The organism is Mesorhizobium sp. LNHC209A00, assembly GCF_000502915.1.
Taxonomy (GTDB): domain Bacteria; phylum Pseudomonadota; class Alphaproteobacteria; order Rhizobiales; family Rhizobiaceae; genus Mesorhizobium.
Map to the genome: position 1 here is coordinate 235,220 of NZ_AYWT01000006.1, position 16,433 is coordinate 251,652.

Below are 16,433 nucleotides of genomic sequence, written 5' to 3' on the forward strand. Positions count from 1 at the left end.
TGCGTGCAATGGCTATGGTGCGATCGCGCCATATCAAAGGCCGTGTCCAGCCGGAACAATAGCGAAATCGAATTCCGCTCTTCTCAGTTACGGGCGGGAGCAGCGACCGCCTGCAAGAAACAGTGTCACTCTACCCCAACGGACCTGTTTTTGGCGATGGCCCGGCCATGACACGCTCTGGCTGCGAGCAACGCGCTCCCGTCCGGATTTTCTTCATTTGGGAAAAGCCTGGTCGAGTACGGGGTGATTCCAGCCGTCGGTCGGCTCAAGCCCCTGATTCCGGCGGTAAACTCGGACCGCGCCGCGAGCGCCCGAGATCAGCGTCTTTCGCGTTGCCGGCAACGCGTTACCGGGCTGACATGAAACTGTCATGCGACTGTTATAATCGAAGGCTATTGGCCTCAGCGGGCGCCGGCTAGAAGTGGCGCCGAGAGACCATCTTCCGAACAGGAGCAGGCCACATGAGACATTTCATCCGCTCGGCGGCCGTTGCGATTGCAATGGCTGCGGCGTCCACCCTCACCCTTTCCGCAGCAATGGCAGCTGACCTTTCCGGCGCCGGCTCGACCTTCATCTATCCGGTGTTCGCCAAATGGGCCGACACCTACAAGAAGGATACCGGCATCGGCCTCAACTATCAGTCGATCGGCTCGGGCGGCGGTATCAGGCAGGTCATCGCCAAGACCGTGACCTTCGGCGCCACCGACAAGCCGATGTCCGACGCTGATCTGCAAAAGAACGGCCTCGTGCAGTTCCCGATGGTGATGGGCGGTATCGTGCCGATCGTCAACCTCACGGGCATCAAGCCGGGCGAACTCGTCCTCGACGGGAAGACGATTGCCCAAATCTATCTCGGCGCCATCACCACCTGGGATGACGCCGCGATCAAGGCGCTGAACCCCTCGCTCACCCTGCCGTCGACCGCTATCGCCGTCGTGCATCGTTCGGACGGCTCGGGCACGACGTTCAACTTCACCAACTACCTGGTGAAACTGTCACCCGACTGGAAGGACAAGGTTGGTTCGGACACGGCCGTCGAATGGCCGACCGGCGTCGGCGCCAAGGGCAGCGAAGGCGTTGCCAACACCGTCAAGCAGACCGACGGCGGCATCGGCTACGTCGAATATGCCTATGCCAAGCAGAACAATCTCTCCTACTCCAAGATGCTGAACGCCGCCGGCAAGGTCGTCGAGCCGTCGCTCGAATCCTTCGGCGCGGCTGCTTCGAACGCCGACTTCAAGGGCGCCAAGAACTTCAACGTCATCATCACCAACGAGCCCGGCGACGCCAGCTGGCCGATCGCTGCCTCGACCTGGGTGCTGATCCACAAGGCCCCGGACGATGCCGCGGCCACCGGCGAAGCGCTCAAGTTCTTCGCCTGGGCCTACAAGGACGGCAAGGAAACCGCCAAGGCGCTCGACTACGTGTCGATCCCCGACAGCGTCGTCGACCTGATCAAGGCTTCGTGGAAGGCCGACATCCAGGCCGACGGCAAGCCCGTCTACGCCGGCGAGTAACATCTCTCTGGAGGAGCGCCGCCCCGCGGCGCTCCTTTTCAATCAACACAAAGAGCCGAGCTTGACATGAGCGCTGCCCAGGAAGCCTTGCCAGCCGTTCGAGGTTCACGTGACGCCACCGTCAGACGGTTCGCGTTGACCGATTCGATCTTCCATGGGCTGACCCGCGCCGCCGCCATTCTCGTGTTGGTGCTGCTCGGCGGCGTCGCCATCTCATTGTTCGCCGGTTCCTGGCAGGCCCTGTCGACCTTCGGCTTCTCCTTTCTGACCACCGAGAGCTGGAACCCCGTCACCGAGAAATTCGGCGCCCTGGCGCCCATTTATGGCACCATCGTAACCTCGGCCATCGCCATCCTGATCGCCGTGCCGCTCGGCATCGGCATCGCCATTTTTCTCACCGAGCTTTGCCCGCGTCCGCTCCGGCGCCCGATCGGCATGGCGGTGGAACTGCTCGCCGGCATCCCTTCGATCATCTACGGCATCTGGGGCCTGTTCGTGTTGGCACCGTTCCTGCAGACGACAGTGCAACCATTCATCATCAGCGTGTTCCATGGCATTCCCGGCCTTAGCAGTCTGTTTGCCGGCCCGCCCTACGGCATCGGCCTGCTGACCTCGTCGCTGATCCTCGCCATCATGGTGCTGCCCTTCATCACCTCGATCACCAAGGACGTGTTCGACACGGTGCCGCCGGTGCTGAAGGAGTCCGCCTACGGCATTGGCTGCACGACCTGGGAAGTGACGCGCCGCGTCGTCATCCCCTACACCCGCATCGGCATCATGGGCGGCGTCATGCTCGGCCTCGGCCGCGCGCTTGGCGAAACCATGGCGGTAACCTTCGTCATCGGAAACGCGCATCGCATCTCTACCTCGCTGTTCGCGCCGGCAACGACAATCTCCGCGACCATCGCCAATGAATTCACCGAAGCCGTCGGCGATCTCTACACGTCCTCGCTGGTGGCGCTCGGCCTGATCCTGTTCGTCATCACCTTCCTCATCCTTGCCATCGCACGCTACATGCTGATGCGCATCGACGCCCGCACCGGAGCCTGACCGATGTCGACAGCCTCGTCGCTTCACAGCCGCCGCAAGACCAGAAACTCGGTGATGATGACGCTGTGCGTCGTCGCCGCGGGCATCGGGCTTGCCTGGCTGGCACTGATCCTCGGCGCGCTGGTCTACAAAGGCGCCGCCGGGCTGTCCCTTGACGTCTTCACGCGGATGACGCCGCCCCCCGGCGATGCGGGCGGCCTGCTCAACGCCATCTATGGCAGCGTGGTGATGACCGTCATCGCCGTCATCGTCGGCACGCCGATCGGTGTCCTCGCCGGCACCTACATGGCCGAATATGGCCGTTTCTCCAAGCTCACCACCGTGGTGCGGTTCATCAACGACATCCTGCTGTCAGCGCCGTCGATCATCATCGGCCTTTTCGTCTACGAATTGATGGTGCGGCCGATGGGGCATTTCTCGGCCATCGCCGGCGCCGTCGCGCTGGCCATCCTGGTCATCCCCGTGGTCGTGCGCACCACCGAGGACATGCTCAACCTGGTGCCGAACGCCTTGCGCGAAGCCGGCACCGCGATCGGCGCGCCGCGCTGGGTGGTCATCAAGTCGGTCGCTTACCGCGCGGCACTGTCCGGCATCGTCACCGGCATATTGCTGTCGATCGCCCGCATCTCCGGCGAGACCGCGCCACTTCTTTTCACGGCGCTGAACAACCAGTTCTGGTCGAGCAACCTCAACGCGCCGATGGCCAGCCTGCCGGTCACCATTTTCCAGTTCGCTCTCAGCCCCTACGAAGAATGGCAGCAACTGGCCTGGACCGGCGCACTCATAATCACATTGACGGTTCTCGCGCTCAGCATCTTCGCGCGCAGCCTGACCGGACGCAGAGAGGACAGATGAGCCAGATGTTGTCTCCAGACATGACGATTGCCGCCGAGGCAGCCGCCAAGGCGAAGATCGAGGTCAAGAACCTCAATTTCTACTACGGCCAGTCGAAGGCGCTGAAGGACATCACCTTGTCGCTGCCCGAGCGCAGCGTGACTGCCTTCATCGGACCGTCGGGTTGCGGAAAGTCGACGCTGCTGCGCGTCTTCAACCGCATCTACGAGCTCTACCCCAAGCAGACCGCCGAGGGTCAGGTGCTGCTCGACGGCCAGAACGTTCTCGACCGCTCGCAGGACCTCAACCTGTTGCGCACCAAGATCGGCATGGTGTTCCAGAAGCCGACGCCGTTCCCGATGTCGATCTATGAGAACATCGCCTTCGGCGTCCGGCTCTATGAGAAGATCGGCAAGGCCGAGATGGACGGCCGTGTCGAGCAGGCGTTGAAACGCGCCGCGCTCTGGAACGAGGTCAAGGACAAGCTCAATGCCAGCGGCCTCAGCCTGTCCGGCGGCCAGCAGCAGCGGCTTTGCATCGCCCGCACGGTGGCGGTGAAGCCGGAGGTCATCCTGCTCGATGAGCCGGCGTCGGCGCTCGACCCATTGTCGACCGCGAAGATCGAGGAATTGATCGACGAGTTGCAAGCCGACTACACAATCGTCATCGTCACCCACAACATGCAGCAGGCCGCGCGCGTCTCGAAGCAGACGGCTTTCATGTATCTGGGCGAGCTGGTCGAATTCGACAAGACCGAGAAGATCTTCACGTCGCCTCGCGAGAAGCGCACGCAGGACTATATCACCGGCCGCTTCGGCTGATCTCACGCATACGAGGACCAGGATCATGGCCGAACACACAGTCGCAGCCTTCGACGAGGATCTCGGACAGATCAGCAGGCTGATCAGCGACATGGGCGATCTCGCCGGCATTATGGTCGGCGGCGCCACCAAGGCGCTGCTGAATTCCGACAACGCGCTGGCACAGCGCGTCGTCTCCGACGACGCCATCATGGACGCGCGCCAGCGCGAACTCGATGATCGCGCCATCACCCTGATCGCCAAGCGCCAGCCGATGGCCGACGATCTGCGTCATGTGGTCGGCTCGATCCGCATGGCGGGCGATCTCGAACGCATCGGCGACCTTGCCAAGAACATCGCCAAGCGCGTCGGCTCCGTCGGCCTCACCGCCACGCCGCGCGACCTGTCGCATTCCATAGACTCCATGGCGCAGCTGGTGCTGATCCAGGTGCAGGGCGTGGTCGAGGAATATGCGGCCGGCGATGCCGCCGCCCTCGCCAAGCTCAGGAATGACGACGAACGCATCGATGTCAAATACACTTCGGTCTTCCGCGAACTCCTGACCTACATGATGGAGGATCCCCGCAACATCACGGCTTGCACGCATCTTTTGTTCTGCGCCAAGAATCTCGAACGCATCGGCGATCATGTGACCAACATTGCCGAGAATGCATATTATGTGCTGACCGGCACGCAACTGCCCGCCAACCGTCCGAAGCAGGACGAGACGGCGATGTCGGTGCCGGCGGCTTGACGGCAGGGATGGTCAATCGATGATCGCGCCACGCATCATGGTGGTGGAGGACGAGGAGCCGCTGGGCGTGCTCCTCCGCTACAATCTGGAGTCCGAGGGTTACCAGGTCGAGGTGGTGACACGCGGCGACGAAGCCGAGATCCGCCTCCAGGAAAACGTGCCCGACCTCCTGGTGCTCGACTGGATGGTGCCGGCGGTTTCCGGCATCGAACTCTGTCGGCGCCTGCGTATGCGGCCCGAGACGGAGCGGTTGCCGATCATCATGCTGACGGCGCGCGGCGAGGAGAGCGACCGCGTGCGCGGCCTCTCGACCGGCGCCGACGACTATCTGGTCAAGCCGTTCTCGACGCCGGAATTCATGGCCCGGGTCAAGGCACTGCTGCGCCGCGCCAAGCCGGAAGTGTTGTCCAGCGTGCTCAAGGTCGGCGACATCGTGCTCGACCGCGAATCGCACCGGGTCTATCGCAAGAAGAGCGAGATCCGGCTCGGACCGACCGAGTTCCGCCTGCTCGAGTTCATGATGCGCCATCCCGGCCGCGTATTCTCGCGCAGCCAGTTGCTCGACAATGTCTGGGGCGAGACGATCTACATCGACGAGCGCACCGTGGATGTGCATGTCGGCCGCCTGCGCAAGGCGGTAAACAATGGCCGCATGCCCGATGTGATACGCACCATCCGTGGCGCAGGCTACGCGATCCGCGAGGATTGAGATCAGGCCACGTTGTTGCCGGATCTCACCTGCACGCCCGGCGCGAAGATCTCCTGGTCGACGAAGGTGAGCGCGCGCATGGCGCAGCCCTCGCGGATCAGCGGCAATTCGTTCGGCTCTGTATCGAAGGAAATCGACGTCGAATGCTGGCCGCCGGCGGTCTGGGCGATGGCCTCGCGCAAGGCCGGCTCGATCAGATCGAAGGCGGCGGCGCTGACGCCGACCATCGCAACGGGCGCCGGATCGATCAGCGCGAACAGGCTGCCAAGCCCATAGCCCAGCGCCTCCCCGGCTTTGCGATAGGCCTCGCGTTCCGGTCCGTCTCTTTCGCGCGCCGTGGCCGCCAATGCACGCATGTCGGCGTCGCTGACGTCGACCGGTTTGGCGTCCTCACCCATCTGTCCTGCATTGCGCCAGATGGCATAGTTGCCGGCATAGGCCTCGACGCAGCCGCGCCGCCCGCAGCGGCAGAGCGCGCCGCCCGGGCGATGGATCATGTGGCCGAACTCGCCGCCCGAGGAATGGGTGCCTGTGAACAGCTCGCCCTTCAGCACCAGGCCCATGCCGATGCCGTGCGAGAGCAGGATGGCGATGAAGTCGTCGCGGTAGCGCTCGGGGTCGCGCCAGCGCAGCGCCACCGCCATCATGTTGCAGTCGTTCTCCATGGTGGCGGGGATGCCGAATTCGGCTTCGAGTATATCGGCGAAGGCAATGTCCGTCTGGGGCGTGATCGGCGACCACAGCATGGCGCGCGCCTCGGTGTCGGTGATGCCCTGGATTGCCAGCGCGATGCGGGCGATGTTGGCGACGTCGAGGTCGGGATCCTCGAGGCGGCGCCGGACGATGGCCACGCATTCGCCGGTCAGCGCCTCGCGCGACATTGTCAGCGTGTCCAGCCGGCGCTGCTCCTCCGATATCACCTGGCCGGCGTAGTCGATGACGGCGACGGAGAGGAAATTCAGCGACAGCACCACGGTCATGACCGCCGCGGCCTCGGGGTTGAGGCCAAGGCCAACCTGCGGCCGGCCGCGTTTCAGTGAGCCGGCCTCGTTCGGCTTGCCTTCGCTCAGGATACCTTCGCCGATCAGGTCGGCTGATATCGCCGATATAGTCGAGTGGCTGAGGGCGGTGGTGGCGGCGATCTCGGTGCGCGAGGGCTGGCCACCCCGGCGCACGGCTCCAATCACCATTGCTCGATTGCGCCGGCGCAGATCGTCGTGGCGGATTCCGACCGACATGATTTCCCTCCCGTCGCCGCGGTTCTTGACGCCCCCTCGAACACCCTCCGGCAACAGGTCGAATACTGGCAGAAGCGGCTGGGGCTGTCATTTATTTATTGCGAGGCTCGAAAAAAGGCTTCCGGCACCTCAAAATCCGTCAGAATCGATGTTGACAGGGTTCCGGCGATGGACGAATATTTTTTCGAGGCTCGAAAAAATAGGGCCTTCGTGCCGGCCTTGGGGCCAGTTTGGTCGCGCCACACGCGGCGCAGGGAGGATATCATGAAGAGATTCACAGTCGCCATTCTGGCGGGTGTCGCCATGTCGCTGACGCTCGCGTCGGTCGCTCAGGGGAAGGACAAAGTGATCGGCGTGTCGTGGTCGAACTTCCAGGAAGAGCGCTGGAAGACCGACGAGGCGGCCATGAAGAAGGCCATCGAGGCCGCGGGCGACAAGTACATTTCCGCCGATGCGCAGTCCAATCCCGGCAAGCAGCTGACCGATGTCGAGAGCCTGATTTCGCAGGGCACCAGTTCACTGATCATCCTGGCGCAGGACGCGTCGGCCATCGGCCCGGCGGTACAGAAAGCGCTCGACGAGGGCATTCCGGTCGTCGGCTATGACCGCCTGATCGAGAACAAGGACGTCTTCTACCTAACCTTCGACAACAAGGAAGTCGGCCGCATGCAGGCCCGCGAAGTGTTCAAGGCGAAGCCTGAGGGCAATTACGTCTTCATCAAGGGCTCGGGCGCCGATCCGAATGCCGACTTCCTGTTCTCGGGCTCGATGGAAGTGCTGAAGGCAGCCATGGACAGCGGCAAGATCAAGAATGTCGGCGAAGCCTATACGGACGGCTGGCTACCCGCCAACGCCCAGAAGAACATGGAACAGTTCCTCACCGCCAACGACAACAAGGTCGACGCCGTGGTCGCCGCCAATGACGGCACCGCCGGCGGCGTGGTCGCGGCGCTGACGGCGCAGGGGCTCGCCGGCACCGTGCCGGTCTCTGGCCAGGACGGCGACCACGCCGCGCTCAACCGCATCGCGCTCGGCACCCAGACCGTGTCGGTGTGGAAGGACGCGCGCGAACTCGGCAAGAACGCCGCCGAGATCGCCTCGCAACTCGCCGACGGCAAGAAGATGACCGACATCGCCGGCGTGAAGGACTTCACGACGCCTGGCGGCAACACCGTCAAGTCGCTGTTCCTGACCCCGGTGGCCATCACCAAGGACAATCTCAACCTCGTTATCGACGCCGGCTGGATCAAGAAGGACGAAGTCTGCACGGGTGTCGCCGCCGGCAGCGTCGCGGCCTGCAACTAAGCTTGATCGCCTGAAAAGTCGGAAGCGCCGCGGCTCATGAGTCGCGGCGTTTTCTCAACGAGATTTGTGTTTCGCTAACTTCTGGGCTCTGGTCCGGCTCCGCGTCAGACGGCAAGCCGCTGGGAGGACATCATGACCGACACGACCTCAACCTCGCGGGCCGATACGGCGCGTGCGTCGGAACTCGGCGCGGTCGCCCGGTTCCTCAAGGCGACCGAGATCGATACCCGTATGCTTGGCATGATCGGCGCGCTGCTGTTGATCTGGGTCGCGCTGCATGTGATTTCGAGCCTGCGTCTTGGCGTCGATCCGCTCGATTTCGACAGCCGCACGTTCCTCACGCCACGCAATCTGTGGAACCTGTCGGTGCAGACGTCCGCGGTCGCCATCATGGCCTGCGGCATGGTCCTGGTCATCGTCATGCGCAACATCGATCTGTCCGTCGGTTCCGCCGAGGGCCTGATCGGCATGGTCATGGGCTTTGCCCAGGTGCATTTCCTGGTTCGCTTCGTGGGACTTGAACTCGGCAACCCATGGATCTGGGTCCTGGCACTGGTCATCGGTCTGGCGCTCGGGCTTTTGATCGGCGCGTTCCAGGGCTTCGTCATCGCCTATCTGGAAGTGCCGGCCTTCATCGTCACACTGGGTGGCCTGCTGGTCTGGCGCGGGGCAGCCTGGTGGGTCACGTCAGGCCAGACGGTGGCACCGCTCGACGCCACTTTCCAGTTGATGGGCGGCGGACCGACCGGATCGATCGGTGCCACCTGGAGCTGGGTCGTGGGCATCGTCGCCTGCCTGGCCGTCGTGTTCGCGCTGTTCAACGGGCGGGTTCAGCGCAAGCGCTTCCGCTTCCCCCTGCGGCCGATCTGGGCCGAGACGCTGCACGGCGTCGTCACCTGCGCCGTCATCATGGGCGCGGTCTGGCTGGCCAACTCCTATCCATGGCCGATCGGGATCGTGAACCGGTACGCGGCCGCCAACAACATCTCCGTGCCGGAGGGTGGGCTGTTCATCGCCCACGGCGTCGCCATACCGGTGCTGATGGCGGTCGCCGTCGNATCGGGATCGTGAACCGGTACGCGGCCGCCAACAACATCTCCGTGCCGGAGGGTGGGCTGTTCATCGCCCACGGCATCGCCATACCGGTGCTGATGGCGGTCGCCGTCGGTCTGGTCATGACCTTCATCACCAACCGCACCCGTTTCGGCCGCTATGTCTTTGCCATTGGCGGCAATCCGGAAGCGGCCAATCTCGCCGGCATCAACACGCGCTGGATCACCATGAAGGTGTTCATGATCATGGGCGTGCTGGCCACGATCGCCGCCGCCATTTCGTCGGCCCGGCAGAACTCGTCGACCAATGTGCTGGGAACATTGGATGAGCTGCTCGTCATTGCCGCGGCCGTCATCGGTGGCACCTCGCTTGCCGGCGGATCGGGAACCATCATCGGTGCCATGCTCGGTGCATTGCTGATGCAGTCGCTGCAGTCGGGCATGGTGCTGCTCGGCGTCGACTCGCCGTTGCAGAGCATCGTCGTCGGCGCCGTGCTGGTCATCGCCGTCTGGCTCGACACCGTCTATCGCAAGCGGGTTTAGGGGCACGACCATGGCTGACAAAACCGCTCCCGTAATGGCCCTCACAACCGCGCCCGCTGACACGCCGCTGGTCGACATGCGCAACATCTCGATCGCCTTCGGCGGCATCCGTGCCGTCGACGACGCCTCGATCGATCTTTTCCCCGGGGAGGTCGTGGCGCTGCTCGGCCATAACGGCGCCGGCAAGTCGACGCTGATCAAGATCCTGTCCGGCGCTTACAAGCGCGATGCGGGGCAGATCTTCGTCAATGGCGAGGAGGCAGCGATCTCCAACCCGCGCGACGCGAAGAAATACGGCATCGAGACGATCTACCAGACGCTGGCGCTGGCCGACAACGTCGATGCCGCCGCCAACCTGTTCCTCGGCCGCGAGCTGATGACCGCCTGGGGCACGCTCGACGACGTCGCCATGGAGGCCGAGGCGCGCAAGGTGATGGGGCGGCTCAATCCCCGCTTCCAGCGTTTCAAGGAGCCGGTTATCAAGCTGTCGGGCGGTCAGCGGCAGTCGGTGGCGATCGCACGCGCGATCCTGTTCAACGCCCGTATCCTGATCATGGACGAGCCGACGGCCGCACTCGGCCCCCAGGAAACGGCACAGGTCGGCGAATTGGTCAGGCAGCTCAAATCCGACGGTATCGGCATCTTCCTGATCAGCCACGACATCCACGACGTGTTCGAGCTGGCCGATCGTGTCTGCGTGATGAAGAACGGCCAGGTGGTCGGCACCGCCCGCACGACTGACGTCACGCAGGACGAGGTGCTTGGGATGATCATCCTGGGCAAATGCCCTCCAGGTGCTATTCCGGGGCCGGGTGCGCTGAGGATCGCCGCCTGAGGCCGGCCAAGCCGTCTCGGGCAACGCCGTTGCCGCTCACGTGATATGCCAGTGATGACGATGGTTTGGCCTGACCATTGTGTTGGCCCGGCGACTTCCCCATAAAAGGTCTGTTTTGCTCATGGACCGCATCATCCGTTGAAGAAGCTTTTTCCAATCGTCGCCTTCATTGCCGTTGCACTGATCAGCATGACCATGGCGGGGTTCGCTTATTTCGCGACCCAGGAAGCCGCCCGCATCAAGTTCGAAGGGGCGGCCGATGACGCCCTCAACCGGATCGAGAGCCGTATCGACCTGCACCTGTCGCTGCTGCGCTCGACCCAGGCCCTGTTCGACGCGCGCAATGGGGATATTTCCCAGAACGAGTTCAAGGCATTCTTCAAGGCGCTGGATGTCGACAACAATTTCGCCGGCCTGCGAGGCATCGGCTTCCTGCGGCTGGTCAGGACGGGCGACGAGGCTGCGGTGGAACGCGACATCCTCCACGATTTCGGCGCCAGTCATCCGGTCTATCCGGAAACGACGCAGGCCTGGCGCGCGCCGATCGCGCTTTTCGAGCCGCTCGATCCGTCCAACCAGACCATCATCGGGTACGACATGTTCAGCGAGCCGGTGCGGCGTGCGGCGATCGAAAAAGCCATGGCCGACGACCAGCAGCATGCGAGCGGGCTGGTGCAACTCGGCCAGGGCACGGGCGTGGCGCAGACGTTCACGGGCTTCCTGGTTTATGTGCGGCTCAACGTCGAGACGGCACCGGAGGTCATCAACGCATCGCGGTCCTCGACCGCCGGCTTTCTCTATGCGGCCTTTCGGGCCCGGGACCTGTTCCAGATCGCGCTTAGCCGTACGCCGCTGCTGCCAGTCAACACCGAGATCTATGATGGAGCGGTGAACGGCGACAATCTGTTGTTCCGCTCGGAGACGCCACCGGCTTCGTCCTTGGGAGACCGGCTGCTGGTCACCCGCAAGATGACCGTGGCGGGACGCCCTTGGACCGTGTTGTTCAGGCCAACCAGCGCCTTCTCGCAGCCCTCTTCGCGCGCCATCCCCGTAATGCTGGGGCTGTTCGGCCTGCTCCTGGCAGGCGCCATCGCGCTGGTGGCGCGCTATCAGGAGCGAGCCTATGACGCAGTGTCGGCCTTGCACGAGACGATGGAAAAAAGCCTGCTCGAAAAGGACCTGATGCTGCAGGAGATGAAGCATCGCATCAAGAACTCCATCACCAGGGTGCTGGCGATCGCGCGGCAGACGGCTTCGCGGGCAACCGACGTCAATGAGTTTTCCGCTTCCTTCTCGGCCAGACTGCAGGCGATGGCCGCCTCGCAGGACATGTTGACGCGCTCGCGCTGGCAGAAAGCCGACCTTGCCGATCTGCTGCGCATCGAGCTTGGCCAGGTGTTCGGCAAGGAACTGCCGGACGGGCTCCTGTCAGGCCCGGAGGTGCTGCTCGATGAAACCACGACGCAGGCGCTTGGCCTGACCTTTCATGAACTCGCCACCAATGCGCTGAAATATGGCGAAGCCGGCAATTTCGTTGGCGCTCTCAAGGTGAACTGGTCGCTGGAAGGGCGCGGGCGCGAGCGGACGTTGGCGCTGAACTGGCGGGAGGCGGGGAAGAAGAGGGTAGAGGCGCCGTCGCGGACGGGATTCGGCACCAAGCTGATCGATCTCAATGTCACGCGCGAGTTGCGCGGCACGATTAGACGCGATTTTCGGGCCGATGGCCTCAAGGTGGAAATCAAAATTCCACTGACCGGCTGAAACCCACCCGTCAGCGGGCCTAGCGGCAGACTCCCAGCCACGAAAATCCGGAGGCCGTTGAGCCTCCGGATTTTGTCTTGTTATCGCTGAATTAGTTACAGCGTGCCGTGTAGATCCGGCCGCGATGGTCGCGATACTGGCAGTAGCCGTTGCGCAGGTTGCGAACCAGCAGGCCGGAGCCGGCACCGACGGCCGCGCCGATCAGGGCACCCTTGCCGCCGCCGACCAACCCACCCACACCCGCGCCGATCAAGCCGCCGCCGACGACGTCCTGCTCGGTCGAGGTACAGCCGCTGACGGCGACCACCGCAACCATGGCAATAAGTATTTTCCGCATAGAGTCACTCCTCACTTGTGTCCACACTTTGGTAAGCTCCAACAGCCATTTAGCACGAAATGACGGCCTTTGCTGCTGCATTTATTGTTGGCTAAGGTAGTCCTTTTCTGGGCGGATCGTGTTCGATGCCATGACGAAGTTGGATATGGCCAACGAAGCGTCAAGACTACCATCTGGCCGCACCTTCCAGACAATCTGATCGTAGTCATCCTCCAAGGCGGGATCGACCGCGAGGCATTTGGCGACGACATGCTGCGCCTGCCCCTGCACGTCGCCCAGTGCGAAAGGGCGCTCAGCGGTGCATTCGTCAGCAGTCGCAAAAACACTGACAGGGACCTGCAATTCCCGACATTCGGCCATCGTGTTCGAGCAACCGATCACCAGTAACAACGCGGCTATGTGTTCCATGACGAATGTTCCTCTGGCCGCATTAACGGCCGGCATCGTCAAAAAGTTCCTGTCATTCCAACAGCGTTACGCGAATAGTTAGCAGAAAGCCGCGGCTCCTCACGGTTGGAGGTGCCGCGCTTTTTGACCCGCCCGGCGACTTCGACTGGCGCGAACAGTGAGGAGGGCTGATTTTATCAGGTCAAGTGCCAGAAAAGGGCCAGCACCATGATCGCGGCCGCGGCAAGAACGATCCCTTTCATCAATCCCCTACCTGCAGGGAGTGCCTCCACGGAGGGTTCGGAATCAAGAAATTCACCCATCGAAATGCGGGCGGCTTGTTCCAATCTGTTGATATCGGCAACCGTCAAGACATTCCTCCCGTACCGTGCTTCAAGCCTGCCAACAATCTCCGAAGGCAGGGCAGGTTCCGACGGCATCTGGCAAAAACAGAGTCCCATTTATGGTGAACAGCCGGTTAAGGATCGTTGTTTGCCACGCTCTCACTGCGTCTCGAAATTGCTGTGCGGCACGACAAGGCGATATTCGAGGTGACCCTCGCCGATATCCAGGTTCGCGGTTCCGTTCAGGGATGCCGGCACCACCCGCTCCAACGCGACGCTGCCGAATCGCCGTTGACCGCCGCCACCGCGATTGGCTTCTATGGTTTCGGCCCATGTCAGCGACAGGGCAACCTCCCCCGTGGCAGCAGCGTCGAGTTGGGCGGTGACCTCGACGAAGCCACCCGGCCGGGACAGGGCGCCGTAACTCACCGAGTTGACGGCGAGCTCATGCATCGCCAGCCCGATATGCAGCGCGGCGTTGGGATTGAGGTAAGGATTGGCGCCGCGAAAACGGAGACTTTGCGACGGGTTCGCGCCATAGCGGCCGACCTGGCCCGCCACCAGTTCACGAAGGGCTGCCCCTCGCCAATTGGAGGATGTCACCAGATCCTGGGAGGAGGCCAGCGATTGCAGCCGGCCGCGGAAGCGCGTCAGGAAGTCGCCGATGCCGTCGGAATAGCGACCGGTCTGGGTCGCGATGCTCTGGATGATCGCCAGGAGGTTCTTCGAGCGATGACTGACTTCCCGCAGCAGCGTCGTCAGCGTCTGTTCGCGCCGCTTTTGCTCGGTCGTCTCGACCATGGTGGTGACGACGCCCTGGACATCGCCATCGTCGCCTCGGTCCGCGTCGACCCAAATCTGAAACCAGCGAACCCCATTCTCGACCGGGACACTGATTTCAAGGCGCTGGGGATTGCCGGTCGCGATCACATCGCGCTTGGCGGCGCCGATGCGGTCGGTCTGCGCCGTCGGCAAAATGCCGTTGCCATCGACATCGTCGGAGGCCCAAGGGGCGCGCATGTTGCGGGCCCATACGGTCTTCATCTCGCGATCCTGATAGAGGACGGAAATGCCGGCATTGTGGAGCGCGTGGAGAAGAGCCCGGCCAAGCTGCATGCCGCTCTCGGCGGGATGCATGGCGATCGCTTCATCGCCCCGTGCGCCTTCCTCTCTATTTGAAGTCCTCGAGCGCATCGGTCAACCTGTCCACCCAACTCAGACTGAACCGCTCATCTGCCACATCGGTTCCAAATGAATCTGGATAACCACCCCTCCTAAAGCGGTCCGCCGGACGGTGTCCATTAAAGGACACCGCCCGGCGGTGGCTGGAAACCGTTTGAGGGGTGCGGCTTCCAGTGTTCCTCTATTCAGCCGCCAGGCTCACGCCCGTCTGAAAAGGCCGGCCAACAGCGAAATGACCAGGAATGCGAGGAAGATGAAGAACAGAATTTGCGCGATACCGGCGGATGTGCCGGCGATGCCGCCGAAACCAAGCGCGCCGGCAATAATCGCCACGACGAGAAATACGAGCGCCCAGTAAAGCATGGTTCATCTCCTTCCTATGATACGGTAAAAACGTGGGTAAATGCGGTTTGTTCCACCATTCGCCGAAAAAGGCGATGCTTGCAAACCGTTCCGCTAGCGTGGGCTGGAAATTCGCCGGCGGCCGATCCGGCTTGTCAAGAAGGCCACCGAATGCATCGCACCCAGTGGCCTGTTATGTCCTTGTCCGGCTCGCGAGGCCGCGACTTATGCAGCGGCCTTGGCCTGCCGGTCGAAGAACAGCGCCTGGCTGATCAGCGCCTTCACCATGTCGGGATTGAACGGCTTGGTCACGAGGAAGGCAGGTTCCGGACGCTCTCCGGTCAGCAGACGCTCGGGAAATGCGGTGATGAAGATTACCGGCACCGATGTTGACGACAGGATTTCGTTCACCGCCTCGATGCCCGAGCTGCCGTCGGCCAGCTGGATATCGGCGAGCACCATCTTCGGACGGGTCTTGCCGAACATCGTCACCGCTTCGGCATGGGTACGCGCCGTGCCCACGACCCGATGGCCGAGGCTCTCGACCATCTCCTCTATATCCATGGCAATGAGCGGCTCATCCTCGATGATCAGCACGTCGGTCGCCACCTGACGGGAAATCTCGTTGCTTGCCTGGGCAAGCAGCTCGGAGAATTGCTGGTCGCCGACATCGAGGATCTCGGCCGCCTCGTCCTCGCTGAAACCTTCGACGGCAACCAGCAGGAAGGCCTGGCGGGGAAGCGGCGCGATCGCATTGAGATTGGCGGCCGCGCGCTGTTCCCAGCCCGCCTGCGTCTGCTCTTGCGGAACGCGGATGGCAACCGATGTGAAGAGCTTGGCGAAAACCTTGTATAGAGCGATCCGGTCACTCGACGCCTCCGGGAAGATGTCGACATCGGCAATGATAGCCTCCAGCATCGCGGCGACCAGCGCGTCGCCGCTCTCTTGCGATCCGGATACGGCACGCGAAAAGCGCCGCAGGAATGGCAGATGCGGAGCGATGGTGGCGGACAAGCTCATAATAGACGTCTCCCTCAGATGACGCATTGGACGGATTCGGGCTATGCCGATTGCAAGCCCCGTGGAAGACAACGCCGCTTTTCTGAAAAAGTTCCGCCGGTATGGAACGAATCAGCGGCAATGGCGTTTCAACGTCGGGATGGGCAACCAGACGAGGGTGCCGCTTGCCTTGTGTTGTGTTGTGAGCGGCTTGAGTTCTGGGAATATAAGGGCGAAATGAAGGATATGACCAAAGATATTCTGGCTGGCGTCACGGGCAGGCGCCGGAACGGTGCTGGCGACCCGTTGGGGCCGAACTCCGAAATCGGACGCAAACTCAAACAATATTACGACGAGCTGGTCTCTGACAATGTGCCGGATCGCTTCGCCCAGTTGCTCAGCCAACTGGAACAGGCCGAACCCGCACAGAAGAAGGACTAGGAC

Annotated in this window: 17 protein-coding genes and 2 pseudogenes; 12 read left to right on the top strand and 7 right to left on the bottom strand. The window is 62.7% G+C overall.

The features are described 5' to 3' along the window. Positions 1-461: 461 nt before the first annotated feature. The 6 genes from pstS to phoB all read left to right on the top strand — a co-directional run bounded on the left by pstS (position 462) and on the right by phoB (position 5,664). On the top strand, positions 462-1,517 hold the full coding sequence (gene pstS / locus X739_RS148960) for a phosphate ABC transporter substrate-binding protein PstS (RefSeq protein ID WP_023794961.1): 1,056 nt from the start codon (positions 462-464) through the stop codon (positions 1,515-1,517). 66 nt (positions 1,518-1,583) lie between these two features. Continuing rightward, entirely contained in the window at positions 1,584-2,567 is a 984-nt protein-coding gene (pstC, locus tag X739_RS148955) for a phosphate ABC transporter permease subunit PstC (RefSeq protein ID WP_023794962.1), read from the top strand. Positions 2,568-2,570: 3 nt separating this feature from the next. After that, the gene (gene pstA / locus X739_RS148950; RefSeq protein ID WP_023794963.1) at positions 2,571-3,422 is read left to right on the top strand and encodes a phosphate ABC transporter permease PstA; all 852 of its coding nucleotides are present in this window, start codon (positions 2,571-2,573) and stop codon (positions 3,420-3,422) included. Beyond that, the gene (gene pstB, locus X739_RS148945) at positions 3,419-4,222 is read left to right on the top strand and encodes a phosphate ABC transporter ATP-binding protein PstB (RefSeq protein ID WP_015315386.1); all 804 of its coding nucleotides are present in this window, start codon (positions 3,419-3,421) and stop codon (positions 4,220-4,222) included. Before pstA ends, pstB begins: the two co-directional genes overlap by 4 nt. Positions 4,223-4,247: 25 nt before the next feature. Next, positions 4,248-4,955 (top strand): phosphate signaling complex protein PhoU, encoded by a 708-nt coding sequence (phoU, locus tag X739_RS148940; protein WP_023774103.1) that lies wholly within the window; start codon positions 4,248-4,250, stop codon positions 4,953-4,955. 19 nt (positions 4,956-4,974) lie between these two features. Further along, positions 4,975-5,664 (top strand): phosphate regulon transcriptional regulator PhoB, encoded by a 690-nt coding sequence (gene phoB / locus X739_RS148935; protein ID WP_010911896.1) that lies wholly within the window; start codon positions 4,975-4,977, stop codon positions 5,662-5,664. 2 nt (positions 5,665-5,666) lie between these two features. Here phoB and X739_RS148930 read toward each other — a convergent pair whose 3' ends face one another. After that, positions 5,667-6,902, bottom strand: a complete 1,236-nt coding sequence (locus X739_RS148930) for an ROK family protein (protein WP_023794964.1) — start codon at positions 6,900-6,902, stop codon at positions 5,667-5,669. 264 nt (positions 6,903-7,166) lie between these two features. On the opposite strand from X739_RS148930, the gene xylF reads away from it, so the two are divergent. The 5 genes and pseudogenes from xylF to X739_RS148915 all read left to right on the top strand — a co-directional run bounded on the left by xylF (position 7,167) and on the right by X739_RS148915 (position 12,398). Beyond that, entirely contained in the window at positions 7,167-8,207 is a 1,041-nt protein-coding gene (gene xylF / locus X739_RS148925) for a D-xylose ABC transporter substrate-binding protein (RefSeq protein ID WP_023794966.1), read from the top strand. Between the two features lie 132 nt (positions 8,208-8,339). After that, positions 8,340-9,263: pseudogene (locus tag X739_RS0134540) on the top strand (sugar ABC transporter permease); the annotation flags it as partial. 2 nt (positions 9,264-9,265) lie between these two features. Next, positions 9,266-9,802 (top strand): annotated as a pseudogene (locus X739_RS0134545) (sugar ABC transporter permease); the annotation flags it as partial. A gap of 10 nt (positions 9,803-9,812) precedes the next feature. After that, complete coding sequence (locus X739_RS148920) at positions 9,813-10,637, top strand: ATP-binding cassette domain-containing protein (protein WP_032924263.1); 825 nt, start codon at positions 9,813-9,815, stop codon at positions 10,635-10,637. A gap of 138 nt (positions 10,638-10,775) precedes the next feature. Next, the gene (locus tag X739_RS148915; RefSeq protein ID WP_023794968.1) at positions 10,776-12,398 is read left to right on the top strand and encodes a CHASE domain-containing protein; all 1,623 of its coding nucleotides are present in this window, start codon (positions 10,776-10,778) and stop codon (positions 12,396-12,398) included. Between the two features lie 91 nt (positions 12,399-12,489). Here the strand turns inward: X739_RS148915 and X739_RS148910 are convergent, their stop codons facing one another. The 6 genes from X739_RS148910 to X739_RS148890 all read right to left on the bottom strand — a co-directional run bounded on the left by X739_RS148910 (position 12,490) and on the right by X739_RS148890 (position 16,010). Beyond that, positions 12,490-12,735, bottom strand: coding sequence for a YMGG-like glycine zipper-containing protein (locus X739_RS148910; RefSeq protein WP_015315393.1), 246 nt, complete (start codon positions 12,733-12,735; stop codon positions 12,490-12,492). 81 nt (positions 12,736-12,816) lie between these two features. Next, positions 12,817-13,143 (bottom strand): hypothetical protein, encoded by a 327-nt coding sequence (locus tag X739_RS148905; protein ID WP_023774109.1) that lies wholly within the window; start codon positions 13,141-13,143, stop codon positions 12,817-12,819. A gap of 176 nt (positions 13,144-13,319) precedes the next feature. Further along, positions 13,320-13,493, bottom strand: coding sequence for a hypothetical protein (locus X739_RS1000000169985; RefSeq protein WP_023774110.1), 174 nt, complete (start codon positions 13,491-13,493; stop codon positions 13,320-13,322). Positions 13,494-13,625: 132 nt separating this feature from the next. Next, positions 13,626-14,660, bottom strand: coding sequence for a sensor histidine kinase (locus tag X739_RS148900; RefSeq protein WP_023774111.1), 1,035 nt, complete (start codon positions 14,658-14,660; stop codon positions 13,626-13,628). Between the two features lie 186 nt (positions 14,661-14,846). Then, positions 14,847-15,011: a DUF1328 domain-containing protein gene (locus tag X739_RS1000000168120; RefSeq protein ID WP_010911886.1), complete on the bottom strand. Its 165-nt coding sequence runs from the start codon at positions 15,009-15,011 to the stop codon at positions 14,847-14,849. Positions 15,012-15,215: 204 nt separating this feature from the next. Continuing rightward, positions 15,216-16,010 carry a response regulator gene (locus X739_RS148890; RefSeq protein ID WP_015315397.1) on the bottom strand — a complete coding sequence of 265 codons (795 nt, stop codon included), beginning with the start codon at positions 16,008-16,010 and terminating at the stop codon, positions 15,216-15,218. Between the two features lie 216 nt (positions 16,011-16,226). On the opposite strand from X739_RS148890, the gene X739_RS148885 reads away from it, so the two are divergent. Next, entirely contained in the window at positions 16,227-16,430 is a 204-nt protein-coding gene (locus tag X739_RS148885) for a NepR family anti-sigma factor (protein ID WP_023774112.1), read from the top strand. The last annotated feature ends 3 nt before the right edge of the window (positions 16,431-16,433 follow it).